Consider the following 16,738-nt stretch of genomic DNA (forward strand, 5'->3'; position numbering starts at 1 on the left):
GCAAATATTATAACACCGGGTACAGAATATAGCGATCATTCTAGCTTTTGGAACCTTGGATATCCGGCAGTATTGGTTGGTGAAGCTTGGTCTGAAAACGATCAAAATTCAAAATATCATTCTAAAGAAGATAGATTCGAGTTGTTTAATTTAGAGTATTATCATGAGTTATCTAAACTGTCTGCAGGATATATTGCCACAAAAGCAGTCTTAACAGGTGTAGATAATACGGTTACACAAACTAGTAATAGCCTAGTCGCTAATCAGGACGATGCGACTTACCAATGGTATAATTGTGCTACAGGTTTAGAAATTGCAGATGCGACGTTTAAAACCTATTTGCCTATAGATAATGGGAGTTATAAAGTGAAAATTACATCGGGAAGTTGTGAAGAATTTAGTGACTGTTATGAATTTAATACTTTAGGTTTACCAACATTTACAGCTTCAGAATTAAAAATGTTTCCTAACCCTGTAGAATCAAACCTTACGATAGAACGTAGTTTAACTGGTGCAGCAGATTTTACGTTATATAATGTTTCTGGAATACGAGTCTTACAGCTAACTTCTGAAACATTAACCACACAATTAGATTTGAGTGTCTTAACAACAGGTGTATATTTTTTAAGTGTTGAAAGTGCTAAAAATAGAGGAGTCTACAAAATTGTTAAAGAGTAGAATTTTCTTTCTAAGGAGCTATAAGTAGAAGCAAAGATGTCTTCTGCGTTAGCGATTGCAGTGGCATCCTTTTTATGTGAAATAAGCGATTCGTATTCGTTTAAACTGAAGTGCGTTTGAATTAAATATGCTGAGGTAAACTGTAATTGAATAAAAAGATATAACGGAAAGCGCGACCTTTAGGTAACGCCCAAATGGGTTTAAATAGAAAATCCGCTCAAGACGATATTGAACGGATTTTTTTATAAATGAAGTCTAAAATTACTTAGACAATGCTGTAAAGTGTTTAAAGAACATTGGGATGGTTTCAATACCTTTTAGGTAGTTCCAAATTCCGAAATGTTCGTTTGGCGAGTGAATCGCGTCGCTGTCTAAGCCGAAGCCCATTAAAATGGTTTTGCTTTGTAATTCGTCTTCAAAAAGCGATACAATAGGAATACTTCCTCCGCTACGTTGCGGAATTGGGGTTTGTCCAAACGTATCGGTATACGCTTTCGATGCGGCTTGATACCCAATGCTGTCTATAGGCGTGACGTAACCTTGTCCGCCATGATGAGGTTTTACTTTTACAGTTACTGCGTCTGGAGCAATGTTTTCGAAGTGTTTTTGGAACAATTCTGTAATCTCTTTCCAATCCTGATTTGGTACTAAACGCATCGAGATTTTAGCAAATGCTTTACTCGCGATAACGGTTTTTGCACCTTCGCCAGTGTAGCCTCCCCAAATGCCGTTCACGTCTAACGTAGGACGGATAGAATTGCGTTCGGTGGTTGTGTAACCAACTTCGCCGTATACGGCATCGATATCTAAAGCTTTCTTATAGTTGTCTAAATTGAAAGGCGCTTTAGCCATTTGAGCACGTTCTTCTGTCGATAATTCTTCAACTCTGTCGTAGAAACCAGGGATGGTAATGTGATTGTTTTCGTCGTGAAGAGACGCAATCATTTTGGTTAATATATTGATTGGGTTGGCAACAGCACCACCGTAAAGTCCAGAGTGTAAATCGCGATTTGGTCCGGTAACTTCTACTTCTACATAACTCAATCCGCGTAATCCTGTCGTGATAGAAGGTACGTCTTTGGCAATCATTCCTGTATCTGAAATTAGGATAACGTCGTTTTTAAGTTTCTCGTGATTGTTTTTTACAAAGGTTGCTAGGTTTACACTACCAACTTCTTCTTCACCTTCAATCATGAATTTTACGTTACATGGTAACTCATTGTTTTTAGTCATGTATTCCAAAGCCTTTACATGCATATACATCTGACCTTTATCGTCGCAAGCACCACGTGCAAAAATAGCGCCTTCGGGATGTATTTCGGTAGTTTTAATTACCGGTTCGAATGGGGGAGACGTCCATAGTGCGATTGGATCTGCCGGTTGTACGTCGTAATGCCCGTAAACAAGTACGGTTGGAAGCGATTTATCGATAATTTTTTCACCATAAACAATGGGGTGACCATCGGTTTTACAAATTTCTACGTGATCGCATCCTGCTTCTTCAAGACGTGTTTTAACGATTTCTGATGTTTTTAAAACGTCGTCTTTATAGGCTGAGTCAGCACTAACAGACGGCACTTTAAGAAGTTCGATAAGTTCGTTTATAAATCTATCCTTGTTATTTTCGATGTAAGTCGAGATATTTTTCATGTGGAAATATTCTGTTTGCAACAAAAATACAAAAATGTTGAATTTTTTTTCGAAAGTTGAATTGTTTATTGAAACTAATTTTTATATTTGCACACCTTATTGCGGGCGTGGTGGAATTGGTAGACACGCTAGACTTAGGATCTAGTGCCGCGAGGTGTGAGAGTTCGAGTCTCTCCGCCCGCACAATAAGAAAAGCCGACTATTTATAGTCGGCTTTTTTTGTTAGTATTTATTTGATTTACAATTTCGATTTTATAAATGCTTTAATGCGTTCTTGATCATTTAAAATATCCTTTCTGTAATTCTTGTTTATAATAAAGAACCATGTACGGTGCAGGATTAATTTTGAAAAGTCTAAATAAGCCAGTGTTTTGTAATGCCAAAAATTAAACGTGTTAGATTCGTTTTTTAATTGATACATTTTTGCATGATACCTTAACCTCAATGATTTATTGAGTTTAGGTAAGTCTTTAAAGTAGATGCTTCCAAGATTGAGATTATTACGCACATGTTTGTTTTGCAATATTTGTTTGTGTTTAACTTTAGGTAAGCGCGGCCACAATACTAAAGTGTCAAAACTGTTTTTGAGTCCGATAAAATTATAATAAGAACCTAAATCATTAATTTGAAAATTTAATATATTATGCAATATTAAATGTTTTACTGAAGGAATTGGAATATTACTCTCTTCAACAAATTGTTTATCTTTTAAAACATCTTTTGGCTTTAAATCTTTTTGCTCTTTGTCTAAGAGTTTAAAGTGAATTTCTACAGCTCCAATATAATTTTTAGAGGCTAGTCTTAGTAGATGTTTGTCTTCAAAATATTTTGGATTTATTTTAGGCTCTTTAGCAAAACTGTAACCCTTCTCTATTAATAATTGAAAAGCTTTTTCTGATTGATTTTTTGGGACTATTACATCAATATCGCCTAACATACGTTCACCAATGGCTTCGTAATAATTGGAAGCGATCATAGCCGCTCCTTTTAAGAATACATGTTCTATATTTTCTGCATTAAACCAAGCGTTTATAAGTGTTACTTCTTTTAATAAAGCGAGGTTACGTTCTTCATTTAAATCGTAAATATATTTTAGATAGGCTTGAAGATCTTTTGGTAAGTAGGTTAGTAGCTTTTTTGATTTTAAACGAATAAATATAGTCGGAATTATGAGATGTTTACTTCCTATTTTAACGATGTTATCCCAATTAAGTTTATTGTTTAAAATGTCATTTTTTAATGAAACATCATCAGAATTGAAACTTATTAAACGAGAAATTTGAGTTAAGGTGTCTTCAGTAGGACTCATAAACGATTCTTATTCGTCTATAAAGATAGTAGAAAATATATCAATAGCGTCTTGATTGTTGCTATAAGTAAGTTTGAAAAAAGTAATACAGTTTATCCATTTTAAAAATGCTTTTGCGTTTTCAGATTTTGGAGATATCCACGAATCTGGAATTAAAACTTCTAAAGCCGTTTTGGCCTCGATAGGTTCCAATACCGTTTTAGAATCCGCTTTATAATTCACTAAGACGATATGATTACAAGGAGTATTTGTTAACTGAGGAATAGGGGAGGATACATATTTTATACCACCTTTATACGCTCTTAAATAGCTCTCAGGTAAGTCCTCAAAATTACTGATGTAGGGTTTTATTGTAGAAAAGGCACCCGGTTTTACAGATATCCCTCCAGGGAAATAATACGTATTTAAATCAGTTCTTAATATTGGTGTGGTGTCATCAGCAATTAACTCATAGCCATGCTGAGTTAAAAGAGTGGTTAATGTGCTTTTTCCGCTTCCTGAGGTTCCAATAAGCATAACGGATTTAGAATTGTTAGAGACTGTAGATGCGTGTAAAAGTCCTAACCAATCGTGTTCCTTTTTATTATGTAAAGCACAAATGAGTTCCATGTTAAACTTTCCTTGTAATTCATGAAAATCTTGAGAGCCACATGATTTTATAAAATGATTATTGGTAAAAAGTTTAATTTGATGATTTTCTTCATAGATGTCAAACCAAAAATTGGGTTTGATATGATGTGAATTTTCTAAATGTTGTAGTTGAGGATGTAGATAATTAATTAATACTTCTGATTGAAAATGAATATCAAAATTAAATGAACCACAAGTATAGTGCTTTGTATATTTTCTTTGTGTACTGTCTAATTTAGAAATAGTATTCTCTTCAGTTTCTAAAGGGATATTCCTATCTAAGAGAAATTGTTCTACATCTGAAAATATTGCATTAGCTTTTTCTAATGTAAATTGAAATGTGTTTTTGTAAGTATTTAAACACCTTTCTTGGTTTTTAGCTTCTAGAAATGTTTGTATACAAAAATACAATCCGTTATCGACTATGGTATATTGGTTAGATTTCTCAAACCAAAGTATCATAGAATCGTTAACGGATTGTGTATGTTTTGGAGCTAAATTAGCTTTCAAAAATGCAATTAAAAATTACTTTTTACTTGACTAGTTCCTACTCTTGATTCTGATGTCGTAGTGCTTTCAGAAGTTTCTCCTGTGTCCAATGTTTCACTTTCAGATGCTGTTCCAAAACCTCCCCCTCCAGGACCAACAGGTTCACTGGTTGTTTGTGCCTTTAGAGGATTTAATACAGCAAACGTACCAATGGCAGTAAAAGCAGCATACTTACCCATTTTTTGTACGGCTTCCTTTCTAGTAATTTTTGTATGTTTTGTTTCTTCCTTCATAATTTATAAGTATTTTTTCTAAAATAATGTTATTTTAATATAACACGCTTAGAGATTTTGTTTCCGTTGTTTACTATTCTTACTATATAGATACCACTGCTAAAATTTACTGTATCAATAGTATATTCATTAACCGTTTGATTTATAGTTGAATAATATATTTGTCTTCCTTGAACATCAAATACACTTAAATTAGTATTCTTATTTAACTGACCCTTTAACTTAATAGAGTGATCTCCTGAATAAATCTGTAATTGGTTTTCTTGACTTTCGTCTTCTATTCCTAGTGTTTTTTCACTTGATATATGTAAAACAAAACGTCCTAATCCATTTAAAATTTCGGTTGTTACAAATGTATAAGGTGAATCATTTAACAATATCCATTCATCAGTTTTAGTGTCTTCTAGGTATACTTTGGTTGTGGAATCTAAATTAGTTTCTTTAATACTAATCGATATTTTCTTCCCTTCAGGTGCTATTAACCCCAGTTGCACTGATACTTCTTCGCCAGATATTTCATCTTGACTTAATGTTTGTATTGCTAATTTATAACTAGTATTACCTTCAACTAACTGTGTGAACAAAGTGTATCCACTTTCATTAAGTCCGTAAATAGAGCTATCATATCCTTTATCAAGGTTATTTGTACCATATTCGTTGAAATATAATTGGTTTGAGTGCTTCTCTTCATCGTCAGCATTCAATGCTATATCTAAAAAGTAGTTTGTTTCAGTTCGTCCTGCAATAAAATCATCGCTATTTACAACTCTCCTCCAGCTTTCACGAAATTCTAATTTACCTAAATTCGCAATATCTTCTTTAACAGCTACATAGAAGCCTTGGCCTGGAGCTATATTTACTGCATTGTTATTATTATAAATAGTCCAATCAGTGCCATTGTAAGCGTAAACAGCTACTTTGTCTTCCTGAAATAAATTTTGGTTAACACTTAAGAAAGGTGTCATAGTAAAGTAACTTGTATATGGATTACCAACTAAATTCCATTGTGAAGCTAGTGTGTTTATGTTAAAATACACATCTGTTTCTACATCTTCTGTAACTACATTACCTGTATAAGAAAGTAAATTACCACTAACTGTAGATGCTCTATATCCAACTCCAGATTCTAATATTTCGTCGCTGTCATTTACCGCGTGCCAGTTTGCATATGTACCACCAATTCCTGCTGTTTTTACAAATGGACCGAATTTTTTTAAATTAGTATCATTTTGACTAAAATATAAACTATCATTATTTGCACCAGTTGAGCTTGCAAATTCACCAAATGTAATGCCTGAAAGTGGTGCCGAAACTAAATCATTAACACCATCCATCATCGTAAATCTTTCATAGGTTACTAAGCCTGTGGCTGTTCCGTCTACACGTAAACTACCGTAACTGTCTGATTTTGATGTAATTGTTAAATTGTCGTTTGCCACTAGGTCACCGTAAACCCTCATTCTACCATTATAATTTATGATTGCACTAGCTCCGCTAGATATAGTCAAGTCATTTATGTTAAATCTACCTGTAAAAGTGTAAGAGCCATTATTAATTAAAACATTTACAGATTCTGTATTGTTATTTGGTTCAACTCCATCTCTCCATCCGCCATAATTTGCCTCGTCGTAAATTAAACCATCAAAACCATCTTCGTATATTTTAAAATCGTCAAACTTTAAAAGTGTATTTTCCCATTCAGCATCAATAGTGCCTGTTGGATAACTAATAAATAAAACCATGGTAAGACCTGAAGAGTATGTGTAAGTATCTTTAGGTAAAGATATCGATTCTGTAGCGATTCCTGTTGCAGGTGATGTTCCTGTGGTTAAAAGTGTACCCGAAACTAATGGTGTATAACTTTCATTGTATATAGTGTAAGTTACATCTGGAACATAAGTAGAACTGGAAGCTATATATTCGTAATCAAATTCAATTAAATGGTCTTTACTAGCATCATTTAAAGTGAATGTATCAAAATATAATGAGTATTCTCGCTCATCTATCGGAGGTAATACGCTACTACCGTATTTGACACCTAAAAAATTGTCAGACCCACCGACTGTACCTATTATATCTGTTCCATTAGTAATTGAACTAACGTAATCGAAGATGTAAGGATTACTTCCAAAACTTGGTGAGTTATAAAAGATATCCCAGGTATCTGTAGCAGAAGAATTAAAACTTTGAGAGGCAATCTCTACATTTTGCCCATAACTTATACTAGATATGGTTAAAAAAAGAAGTATTAAATAGTAAATTTTTTTCATAGTATCATGTTTTTTAGATTCATGGCTGTCTTACATTTAAGTAAGTGACATTTAATTGTTTGATAGATTAGCAATCGCAAATATAAATAAAAATATGTAGCTAGTTTTACTATAGTATTAAACTTTATGAATTTTGACTAAATGCATATAATACGGATAAAATGAATTGTTTATGTTTTTTGCAAGTCTATTGTCGATATTATAAGTGAGATGGTCTAAATGTTGTTTGAATTGTCAGATTACCAAGTTTTTATGCTTAAATTTATTTTTAATTTTTACGAATTTAAATCTTTTTTTTATGATGATTCACTCCCTAATAATTCAAGATTTTAATATACCAAGTAAGATTTTTCTAGGTGTTTTCTTTTTACTCTTATTATTCTTTATGCTGTATTATACATTTAAAATGATAGAAATGGTGTATGTCCTTTTTTTTAAGAAGCCAATTTTTGTGCATTTCTATATGAACAAGCGTACGTTAAATACCGCGGATAAAGCGTTGCTTGAAGATAGTTTTAATTTTTATAGACATTTATCTGTAAAGGAACAATTGTATTTTGATCATCGTGTGGTGTCTTTTATTAATGATAAAGATTTTGTAGGAAGAAATAATCTTGAAGTCACTAATGAGATGAAATTGTTAATTTCTGCACATGCGGTTATACTAACTTTTGGATTTCGTGATTTCTTTATTGGTCTAATAGATAAAATATTTATCTATCCAGATGAGTTTTATTCTGTTACAAATGAATCATATCATGCAGGTGAATTAAATCCAATGTTAAAAGTGTTGGTAATTTCTTGGGAAGATTTTAAACGCGGAGTAGAGGTTAATAATTTAAATATGAATTTAGGAATCTATGAGTTCTCGCAAGCTATACATCTAAATAGCATGAAAGAAGGCGATGTTAGCTCAACTATTTTTACAGATAGTTTTAAAGAATTGGCTAATATGTTAACAAAGAATGAGCCTTTACGTCAGAAATTAATTCAATCACATTTTTTTAGAGGCCAGGGGTTTTTAAATCAATTTGAATTTTTAGCTGTTATTGTAGAATCTTTTATTGAAAATCCATCTGAATTTCGTTTAGAATTTCCTAATGTTTACGCTAAAACTAAGCAAATGCTCAATTTTGATTTTGCAGGATATTAATTTATTTTCTACTTATTTTAGTTCCTTTGTTTTAAGCTTTTATGCCAGATATACCTTTAAAGCTTACATTATTTATTCTCGTTTTGAAATAGTAGTCAGTCTTTTTTTGATATGAATATGATATTTTTTACACCTTTTTATTGATTAAAAAAAACTTGTTAATGCTACTTGTTAGTGTATCGTTAATTCTTCTTAATTAAAACGTTATCGTTAAAAATCTATTATTAAAATATTTTTGAGTTAAATAAAAAAGAGTAGTTTTGTTACTCGTTTTTAAACTCTGTATGTTAGAATCTTTAATAACCTCGAAAACAAGAATACGTATACTCGTAAAATTATTCCTTAATGCGAATAATAGCGGGTACTTACGTGGTTTAGCGGTGGAGTTTAATGAATCTACAAACTCGGTAAGAAAAGAGCTTAATCAGTTGTCTTCTGCAGGTTATCTCGGTAAAGAAAAAGATCGAAATAAAGTGACGTATAAGGCTAATACTAACCATCCGTTATTTGGTCCATTACAAAATATGGTTCGTAAATACGTAGGGTTAGATACTATTGTGGCTACTGTTTTAGCGAGAATGGGACATGTATCTCGTGTGATTGTAATTGGTGATTATGCAGCAGGATTAGATAGTGGTTTGATAGATGTAGTTGTTGAAGGAAAAGAGCTGAATACGGTTTATATTAATCAGATGGCTGGGAAAATTGAATCGGAAATAAATCGGAAAGTTAATTTTACCTTTACAGATTCTTATCAGCATGATAATGGTTTTGTTATTTATGATGAATTGATTGAAAAATAAGTCATGGAAGCAAAATGGTATGTGTTATATACGAAGTCGCGAAGCGAGAAAAAGGTTGAAACTCAACTTCAGCGTTTAGGAGTAAAAGCGTATTGTCCTGTAAAAACAGAGATTCGTGTTTGGAGCGATAGGAAGAAAAAAGTATTTGTACCTTTGTTACCCTCCATGGTTTTAGTTAAGCTTTTGGAGTCAGAACGTAACTTGGTGTTTAACGTTTCAGGAGCTGTAAGATATATGTTTTGGGAAGGAGTGCCTGTCGTTGTAAAAGATCGAGAGGTTGAAATTTTGCAAGACGTAGAAGCGGGGAATGATATGATAGTGAGTGATGTAAGTGTTTTAAAGCCAGGCAAAAGCATAGAGTTGTCGGACTTTGGATTCGAATTGCAAACAGGAAAAGTAAAGTATGTATCTGGTAACCAATGTTGGGTTGTGTTAAAAGATTTAGGATTTGTAGTTAAGCTACAAATGCAATAAAAAAATATTAAAATAATCGTGTAAACGTGCTGGAGTAACCATGAAAAATGGGATGCACCACGGCGAAGCCGTAGCTAGTTCAGAATACATTTAAAATATACATGAGTTTCAATCTTGTGAAAAATATAACAGAAAAAACAGTTGCTATTATAGGGTTAGGGTATGTAGGTCTTCCTCTAGCTGTAGAGTTTGCAAAGCAGTATAGAACTATAGGTTTCGATATTAATGCAAAACGTATTATAGAACTTAAAAAAGGTGAAGATCATACCTTAGAGGTGAGTTCGGAACAATTAAAAAAAGTACTACAAGAAGAGAGTACTTCCACAGACCAAGTGAAAGGTTTTTTTCCCACAGATAATGTGTCTCTTTTAGCTCAAGCTAATGTGTACATTGTAACCGTGCCAACCCCTACAGATAAAAATAACAGACCTGTATTGTCGCCTTTAGTGAAAGCGTCAGAATCTGTTGGAAGTGTGCTTAAAAAAGGAGATATTGTTATTTATGAATCTACAGTGTATCCTGGTGTAACGGAAGATGAATGTGTGCCGGTTTTAGAAGCATTTAGTGGATTAAAATTTAATGAAGATTTTTTTGCAGGATATTCTCCAGAGCGAATAAATCCAGGAGATAAAGAGCATACGGTCGCTAAGATCTTGAAGGTAACTTCGGGCTCAACTCCAGAAATTGCAGACGTTATAGATCAATTATATAAATCTGTAATTACTGCAGGTACATTTAAGGCGTCTTCAATAAAAGTTGCAGAGGCGGCTAAAGTAATAGAGAATAGTCAACGGGATATTAATATTGCCTTTGTTAACGAATTGGCTAAGATTTTTAATTTATTGAACATTAATACGCATGACGTTTTGGAAGCTGCTGGTACCAAATGGAATTTTCTTCCTTTTAAACCTGGCTTGGTTGGCGGACATTGTATTGGTGTAGATCCTTATTATTTGGCCCAGAAGGCTCAGGAGGCTGGGTATCATCCGGAGATTATTTTGGCAGGCCGTCGTTTAAACGATAGTATGGGGGAGTATGTGTCTCAGGAAATCGTTAAGGAAATGATTGGCCAAGGACAATGTATTAAAGGCGCAAAAGCCTTAATACTAGGAATTACATTCAAGGAAAATTGTCCAGATATTAGAAACACAAAAGCTATTGATATTTACAAAGGGTTAAAAAGTTTTCATATGGAAGTAGATGTCTACGATCCATGGGCTAACGGCGCAGAAGTGAAAGACGAATTTGGAATTGATTTAGTAGAGAATTTAGAAAAAAACACATATCAGAGTATTATTCTTGCGGTATCTCATAAAGAATTTTTAAGTTTGGATATTGAAAAATTAAAAGTGAATAATGGTATCGTGTACGATGTAAAAGGTATATTGCCAAGTCATATTGTAGATAAACGATTATAGTCAAATGACTGGAAATTAGATAAATGATACAAGAATTACACATGTCGGGCTTAGAAGGTAAAACTGTTTTAGTGACTGGTGGAGCAGGTTTTATTGGTTCCAATTTAGTTGAAGTTTTGTTGGGAAATAAGGTCAACGTTATTTGCTTAGATAATTTTTCTACAGGTTTCAAGCATAACATTTCCTCTTATTTAAATTCGGATTTATTCACGTTAATTGAAGGCGATATTTGTAATTTAAATACTTGTCATCAGGCTTGTCAAGGTGTCGATTTTGTCTTGCATCAGGCTGCGTTAGGTTCTGTTCCTAGGTCTATAGAAGATCCAATAAATACAAATAATGTAAATGTTGGTGGTTTCCTTAACATGTTGGTTGCCGCACGAGATGCTAAAGTAAAGCGTTTTGTTTATGCAGCTAGTAGTTCAACTTATGGTGATTCTGAAGAGTTGCCTAAAGTAGAACATACAATTGGAAAACCATTATCTCCATATGCGATTACAAAATATGTTAATGAGTTATATGCTGATATATTTAGTACAACTTACGGATTAGATACCATAGGATTAAGATATTTTAATGTGTTTGGCCGGAGACAAGACCCAAACGGTGCTTATGCGGCAGTAATTCCATTATTTGTAAAACAATTAATGAATCATGAAAGTCCTAAAATTAACGGCGATGGTTCGTATTCTAGAGATTTTACCTATATAGATAATGTGTTACAAATAAATTTGAAGGCTATTACAACTTCAAATTCATCAGCATTAAATCAAGTGTATAATGCAGCAGTAGGAGATAGGACATCACTTTTAGAATTAACTACATATTTAAAAACATATTTGACTTGTTATGATTCAGAAATTAACAATGTCAATGTTACTTACGGCCCTAATCGAGTGGGAGATATACCACATTCATTAGCAAGTATTGCGAAAGCACAAAAAGAATTAGATTATCAACCCACCCATACTGTTAAAAACGGCATCAAAGAAGCTGTAAATTGGTATTGGGAGAATTTATAGATGTTTATAGAATTAACACAAAACATACAATGAGTAAGAAAGTAGCTTTAATTACAGGGGTAACCGGACAAGATGGCGCTTATTTAAGCGAGTTTTTATTAAAAAAAGGTTATGAAGTTCATGGTTTAAAACGTAGATCTTCATTATTTAATACAGATCGTATCGATCATTTATATCAAGATCCTCATGTAGATGGTCGTAATTTCTTCTTGCATTATGGAGATATGACTGATAGTACAAATCTTATTCGTTTGATCCAAGAAATTCAACCAGACGAAATTTATAATCTTGCAGCAATGAGTCACGTACATGTGTCTTTTGAAGTTCCTGAGTATACAGGTAATGCAGATGGATTAGGTACGCTACGTATTTTAGATGCTGTTCGATTATTAGGTTTAGAAAAGAAAACAAGAATTTACCAAGCGTCTACTTCTGAATTATATGGAAAAGTTCAAGAGGTACCACAATCAGAAACTACACCATTTTATCCTCGTAGTCCGTATGCCGTAGCAAAAATGTATGCTTATTGGATAACTGTAAATTATCGTGAAGCTTATAATATGTATGCTTGTAATGGTATTTTATTCAATCACGAATCTCCAATCCGAGGGGAAACGTTTGTAACACGTAAAATTACAAGAGCAGTTTCAAGAATCGCTTTAGGACTTCAAGATAAATTTTTCTTAGGAAATCTTGATGCGCAACGTGACTGGGGACATGCTAAAGATTACGTTAGAATGATGTGGATGATTCTTCAGGCAGACGAAGCAGAAGACTGGGTAATCGCTACTGGAAAAACAACTCCTGTTAGAGATTTCGTAAAGATGGCTTTTGGTGAATTAGGAATTACATTAGAGTTTAAAGGCGAAGGCATCGAAGAAAAAGCGTATGTTGCTTCTTGTGACAATGCAGAATTTCAATTAGAAATAGGAAAAGAAGTCTTAGCAGTAGATCCTAAATACTTTAGACCAACAGAAGTAGAATTACTTATCGGAGATGCTTCTAAAGCTAATAATAAATTAGGTTGGACTCCGGAGTTTGATTTAAGTGATTTGGTTAAGGATATGATGAAAAGTGATTTAAAGTTGATGCAAAAAGATCAATTCCTTAAAACAGGAGGTTACGATACTTTAAACTATTTTGAATAGTCTAAATTAGATTAAAGTATTATGAATAAAAATTCAAAAATATATATCGCAGGGCATAGAGGAATGGTTGGTTCTGCTGTATGGCGAGCTCTAAAAGCAGATGGTTATACTAATTTAATAGGAAAAACAAGTTCTGAATTAGATTTAAGAGATCAGATAGCTGTAACTCAATTTATCACGTCAGAACAGCCAGAAGTTATTATTGATGCTGCAGCTCGTGTTGGAGGTATACTAGCCAACAGTGACTATCCATATCAATTTTTGATGGAGAATCTACAGATTCAAAATAACTTAATTGATGCTGCTCATAAACAGGAGGTTAAAAAATTTATTTTTTTAGGAAGTTCTTGTATTTATCCTAAATTTGCGACTCAACCTTTAAAAGAAGAGTACTTATTAACAGATACTTTAGAGCCTACAAATGAATGGTATGCCATAGCTAAAATAACAGGTGTTAAGGCTTGTGAAGCGATAAGAAAACAGTACAATAAAGATTTTGTAAGTTTAATGCCTACAAATTTATATGGCTCTTTCGATAACTTCGACTTAAAAACGTCTCATGTTTTACCTGCTATGCTACGTAAGTTTCATGAAGCAAAAGCACAAGGTAATACACCAGTAACTTTATGGGGATCTGGAACACCTATGCGTGAGTTTTTATATGTAGATGATATGGCAGAATCTGTGGTGTTTGCTGTAAATAATGTACTGCCAGAACATTTATATAATGTAGGCACAGGAAAAGATATCACTATTAAAGAATTGGCAGAAACAATACAAAATGTTGTTGGCCATGAAGGTGAAATAATATGGGATTCAGAAAAGCCTGATGGAACACCAAGAAAATTAATGGATGTTTCTAAGTTAAAGGAAGCAGGCTGGCATTATAAAACTGAATTATTACAAGGAATAGAACAAACATACGCTTGGTTTTTAAAACATCAAGCAGAATTGAAACAAGTTAAATTGTCTAAATAAATCAAGATGAAAATTAAAAACATTTGCTGTATAGGCGCGGGTTATGTTGGAGGCCCTACAATGGCGGTTATCGCTCAAAAAAATCCAGGAATCAAAGTTACTGTAGTAGACTTAAATGAAAAGCGTATCGCTGCTTGGAACGATAGTAACTTAGATAATTTACCTATTTATGAGCCCGGATTAGATAAGGTTGTAGGTGAAGCTAGAGGCCGAAATTTATTCTTTTCTACAGAAGTAGATAAAGCAATAGACGAAGCAGAAATGGTATTTATTTCTGTAAATACACCTACAAAAACCTATGGTGTTGGTAAAGGAATGGCTGCAGATTTGAAATATATCGAATTATGTGCCCGCCAAATTGCGCGTGTATCTACAAGTGATAAGATTATTGTTGAAAAATCTACACTTCCTGTACGTACAGCACAAGCTATTAAGAGTATTTTGGACAATACAGGTAATGGTGCTAAATTTCAAATTTTATCGAATCCTGAATTTTTAGCAGAAGGAACTGCAGTTGAAGATTTAATGGCTCCAGACCGTGTACTTATTGGTGGTGAACAAACTCCAGAAGGTTTAGAAGCTATAGATGCTCTTGTAAATGTTTATGGTACTTGGGTTGCCAAAGAAAACATAATTACGACTAACTTATGGTCTTCAGAATTATCTAAATTAACAGCAAATGCATTTTTAGCGCAACGTGTTTCTTCAATAAATGCATTGTCTGAATTATGTGAAGTAACAGGAGCAGATGTTAATGAAGTTGGTAATGCTATAGGGAAAGATAGTCGTATTGGACCAAAATTCTTAAAAGCGTCTGTAGGTTTTGGAGGGTCTTGTTTCCAAAAAGATATTTTAAACTTAGTATATATCTCAAAATCATACGGTTTAGATGCTGTAGCAGATTATTGGGAGCAAGTGATTATAATGAATGATCACCAAAAACATCGTTTTGCTAAAAACATGGTAAAAACCTTGTATAACACAGTATCAGGAAAGAAAATCGCATTCTTAGGATGGGCTTTTAAGAAAGATACAAACGATACTAGAGAATCTGCTGCTATTTATGTTGCAGACATCTTGTTAGATGAACAAGCAAGTATTGTGGCTTATGATCCTAAAGTGACAGCTCAGCAAATGTATGGTGATTTAGATTACTTACAAACAAGAGACTCTGCTTCAAATGAAAAAGGACTTACAGTTGTAAAAGATCCTTATGAAGCTTTGGATGGTGCTCATGCTATTGCTGTGTTAACAGAATGGGACGAGTTTAAAACATACGACTGGCAAAAAATTTATGACAATATGCAGAAGCCTGCTTTTGTATTTGATGGACGTAATGTATTAGATAAAAAAGCATTAGAAACTATTGGTTTTCAGGTTTATGTAATCGGACAATAATATGGAAACTAAAACTATTCTTGTTACAGGAGCAGCGGGATTTATTGGGTTCTATGTATCTAAACAACTTTTAGATCTAGGTCATAATGTAATTGGTCTGGATAATATCAATGATTATTACGATGTAAATTTAAAGTATGCACGTTTAGCAGAGCTAGGTATTCAAAGAGATCAAGCAGAAATAGAACTAAACATGAGTTCTAGTACTGCATTCGGAGATCGCATGCAATTTATAAAAATGAATTTGGAAGACAGAGATACGCTTCCAAATTTATTTGCCTCACATACTATAGATTTGGTCTGTAACTTAGCCGCTCAAGCGGGCGTGAGATATTCTTTGGAAAATCCAAATGCATATGCAGATAGTAACTTGATTGGTTTTTTAAATATCCTTGAATGTTGTCGAAACTATAATATTAACCGCTTGGTTTATGCGAGTAGCTCAAGTGTTTATGGTAATAGTGATGATGTGCCATTTAGTGAAAGTGCAAATGTAGATCATCCTATAAGTTTATATGCAGCGACTAAAAAAGCGAATGAACTTATGGCACACACGTATAGTCATCTGTATGGTTTTGAAACTATAGGTTTACGTTTCTTCACGGTTTATGGGCCTTGGGGTAGACCAGATATGGCGATGTTCTTATTTACAGATGCTATTATTAATGATAAACCTATAAAGGTGTTTAACAATGGCGATTTATCCCGAGACTTTACCTATATAGATGATATTGTTTCAGGGGTAATTTCTACTTTAATAGAACCTTCAGATTCTAGTCAGTTATATAAACTCTACAATATCGGTAACAGCCAACCCGTAAAATTGCTAGACTATATTGAAGCTATTGAAAAAGCAATAGATAAACCAGCAATTAAGGACATGTTACCCATGCAACCTGGAGACGTAAAACAAACGTATGCGAATGTCTCTAAGCTTAAAACACAATATGATTATCAACCAAAAACCGATGTTAAAGCAGGCGTATCTGCATTTGTAACATGGTATAAAAAATATTATAATTAAT

15 protein-coding genes and 1 tRNA gene are annotated in these 16,738 nt (G+C 33.3%); 11 read left to right on the plus strand and 5 right to left on the minus strand.

The window, feature by feature from the left end; translation table 11 throughout:
- Positions 1-678, plus strand: a 678-nt coding sequence (locus tag AST99_RS15070; RefSeq protein WP_157486419.1) for a T9SS type A sorting domain-containing protein, incomplete at its 5' end; no start/stop codon positions are given.
- Between the two features lie 261 nt (positions 679-939).
- Here the strand turns inward: AST99_RS15070 and AST99_RS15075 are convergent.
- On the minus strand, positions 940-2,328 hold the full coding sequence (locus AST99_RS15075; protein ID WP_057783121.1) for a dipeptidase: 1,389 nt from the start codon (positions 2,326-2,328) through the stop codon (positions 940-942).
- A 101-nt stretch (positions 2,329-2,429) separates the two neighbouring features.
- On the opposite strand from AST99_RS15075, the gene AST99_RS15080 reads away from it, so the two are divergent.
- A tRNA-Leu gene (locus tag AST99_RS15080) sits at positions 2,430-2,511 on the plus strand.
- Positions 2,512-2,566: 55 nt separating this feature from the next.
- Here the strand turns inward: AST99_RS15080 and AST99_RS15085 are convergent.
- From AST99_RS15085 to AST99_RS15100, 4 genes are read right to left on the minus strand one after another with little or no spacing between them, the layout of a single operon-like run.
- Complete coding sequence (locus tag AST99_RS15085; protein WP_057783123.1) at positions 2,567-3,637, minus strand: nucleotidyltransferase family protein; 1,071 nt, start codon at positions 3,635-3,637, stop codon at positions 2,567-2,569.
- 9 nt (positions 3,638-3,646) lie between these two features.
- A complete protein-coding gene (locus AST99_RS15090; protein ID WP_057783125.1) occupies positions 3,647-4,777 on the minus strand; it encodes a hypothetical protein in 1,131 nt (376 codons plus the stop codon).
- Between the two features lie 8 nt (positions 4,778-4,785).
- Positions 4,786-5,049, minus strand: coding sequence for a hypothetical protein (locus AST99_RS15095; RefSeq protein ID WP_057783127.1), 264 nt, complete (start codon positions 5,047-5,049; stop codon positions 4,786-4,788).
- Between the two features lie 29 nt (positions 5,050-5,078).
- On the minus strand, positions 5,079-7,319 hold the full coding sequence (locus AST99_RS15100; protein ID WP_057783129.1) for a T9SS type A sorting domain-containing protein: 2,241 nt from the start codon (positions 7,317-7,319) through the stop codon (positions 5,079-5,081).
- 298 nt (positions 7,320-7,617) lie between these two features.
- Between AST99_RS15100 and AST99_RS15105 the strand changes: the two genes are divergently transcribed.
- The 9 genes from AST99_RS15105 to AST99_RS15145 all read left to right on the plus strand — a co-directional run bounded on the left by AST99_RS15105 (position 7,618) and on the right by AST99_RS15145 (position 16,737).
- The gene (locus AST99_RS15105; protein ID WP_069727868.1) at positions 7,618-8,472 is read left to right on the plus strand and encodes a zinc-dependent peptidase; all 855 of its coding nucleotides are present in this window, start codon (positions 7,618-7,620) and stop codon (positions 8,470-8,472) included.
- Positions 8,473-8,756: 284 nt separating this feature from the next.
- On the plus strand, positions 8,757-9,275 hold the full coding sequence (locus AST99_RS15110; RefSeq protein ID WP_057783132.1) for a hypothetical protein: 519 nt from the start codon (positions 8,757-8,759) through the stop codon (positions 9,273-9,275).
- Positions 9,276-9,278: 3 nt separating this feature from the next.
- Positions 9,279-9,749: a UpxY family transcription antiterminator gene (locus AST99_RS15115; RefSeq protein ID WP_057783134.1), complete on the plus strand. Its 471-nt coding sequence runs from the start codon at positions 9,279-9,281 to the stop codon at positions 9,747-9,749.
- A 101-nt stretch (positions 9,750-9,850) separates the two neighbouring features.
- Complete coding sequence (locus tag AST99_RS15120; protein ID WP_057783136.1) at positions 9,851-11,167, plus strand: nucleotide sugar dehydrogenase; 1,317 nt, start codon at positions 9,851-9,853, stop codon at positions 11,165-11,167.
- Between the two features lie 23 nt (positions 11,168-11,190).
- Positions 11,191-12,189 (plus strand): SDR family oxidoreductase, encoded by a 999-nt coding sequence (locus AST99_RS15125; protein ID WP_057783138.1) that lies wholly within the window; start codon positions 11,191-11,193, stop codon positions 12,187-12,189.
- A 29-nt stretch (positions 12,190-12,218) separates the two neighbouring features.
- A complete protein-coding gene (gene gmd / locus AST99_RS15130) occupies positions 12,219-13,337 on the plus strand; it encodes a GDP-mannose 4,6-dehydratase (protein ID WP_057783140.1) in 1,119 nt (372 codons plus the stop codon).
- A gap of 21 nt (positions 13,338-13,358) precedes the next feature.
- A complete protein-coding gene (locus tag AST99_RS15135) occupies positions 13,359-14,315 on the plus strand; it encodes a GDP-L-fucose synthase family protein (RefSeq protein WP_198151530.1) in 957 nt (318 codons plus the stop codon).
- Between the two features lie 6 nt (positions 14,316-14,321).
- Complete coding sequence (locus AST99_RS15140) at positions 14,322-15,713, plus strand: UDP-glucose 6-dehydrogenase (RefSeq protein WP_057783144.1); 1,392 nt, start codon at positions 14,322-14,324, stop codon at positions 15,711-15,713.
- A gap of 1 nt (position 15,714) precedes the next feature.
- A complete protein-coding gene (locus AST99_RS15145; RefSeq protein WP_057783146.1) occupies positions 15,715-16,737 on the plus strand; it encodes an NAD-dependent epimerase in 1,023 nt (340 codons plus the stop codon).
- Position 16,738: the final 1 nt, after the last annotated feature.

The sequence above is a fragment of the Formosa algae genome, assembly GCF_001439665.1.
GTDB classification, from domain to species: Bacteria; Bacteroidota; Bacteroidia; order Flavobacteriales; family Flavobacteriaceae; genus Formosa; species Formosa algae.

Coding starts and splice junctions, on each gene's coding strand:
- AST99_RS15100 (WP_057783129.1), bottom strand. CDS start 7,319: ATGAAAAAAATTTACTATTTAATACTTCTTTTTTTAACCATATCTAGT.
- AST99_RS15075 (WP_057783121.1), bottom strand. CDS start 2,328: ATGAAAAATATCTCGACTTACATCGAAAATAACAAGGATAGATTTATA.
- AST99_RS15125 (WP_057783138.1), top strand. CDS start 11,191: ATGATACAAGAATTACACATGTCGGGCTTAGAAGGTAAAACTGTTTTA.
- AST99_RS15135 (WP_198151530.1), top strand. CDS start 13,359: ATGAATAAAAATTCAAAAATATATATCGCAGGGCATAGAGGAATGGTT.
- AST99_RS15110 (WP_057783132.1), top strand. CDS start 8,757: ATGTTAGAATCTTTAATAACCTCGAAAACAAGAATACGTATACTCGTA.
- gmd (WP_057783140.1), top strand. CDS start 12,219: ATGAGTAAGAAAGTAGCTTTAATTACAGGGGTAACCGGACAAGATGGC.
- AST99_RS15105 (WP_069727868.1), top strand. CDS start 7,618: ATGATGATTCACTCCCTAATAATTCAAGATTTTAATATACCAAGTAAG.
- AST99_RS15145 (WP_057783146.1), top strand. CDS start 15,715: ATGGAAACTAAAACTATTCTTGTTACAGGAGCAGCGGGATTTATTGGG.
- AST99_RS15095 (WP_057783127.1), bottom strand. CDS start 5,049: ATGAAGGAAGAAACAAAACATACAAAAATTACTAGAAAGGAAGCCGTA.
- AST99_RS15140 (WP_057783144.1), top strand. CDS start 14,322: ATGAAAATTAAAAACATTTGCTGTATAGGCGCGGGTTATGTTGGAGGC.
- AST99_RS15115 (WP_057783134.1), top strand. CDS start 9,279: ATGGAAGCAAAATGGTATGTGTTATATACGAAGTCGCGAAGCGAGAAA.
- AST99_RS15085 (WP_057783123.1), bottom strand. CDS start 3,637: ATGAGTCCTACTGAAGACACCTTAACTCAAATTTCTCGTTTAATAAGT.
- AST99_RS15120 (WP_057783136.1), top strand. CDS start 9,851: ATGAGTTTCAATCTTGTGAAAAATATAACAGAAAAAACAGTTGCTATT.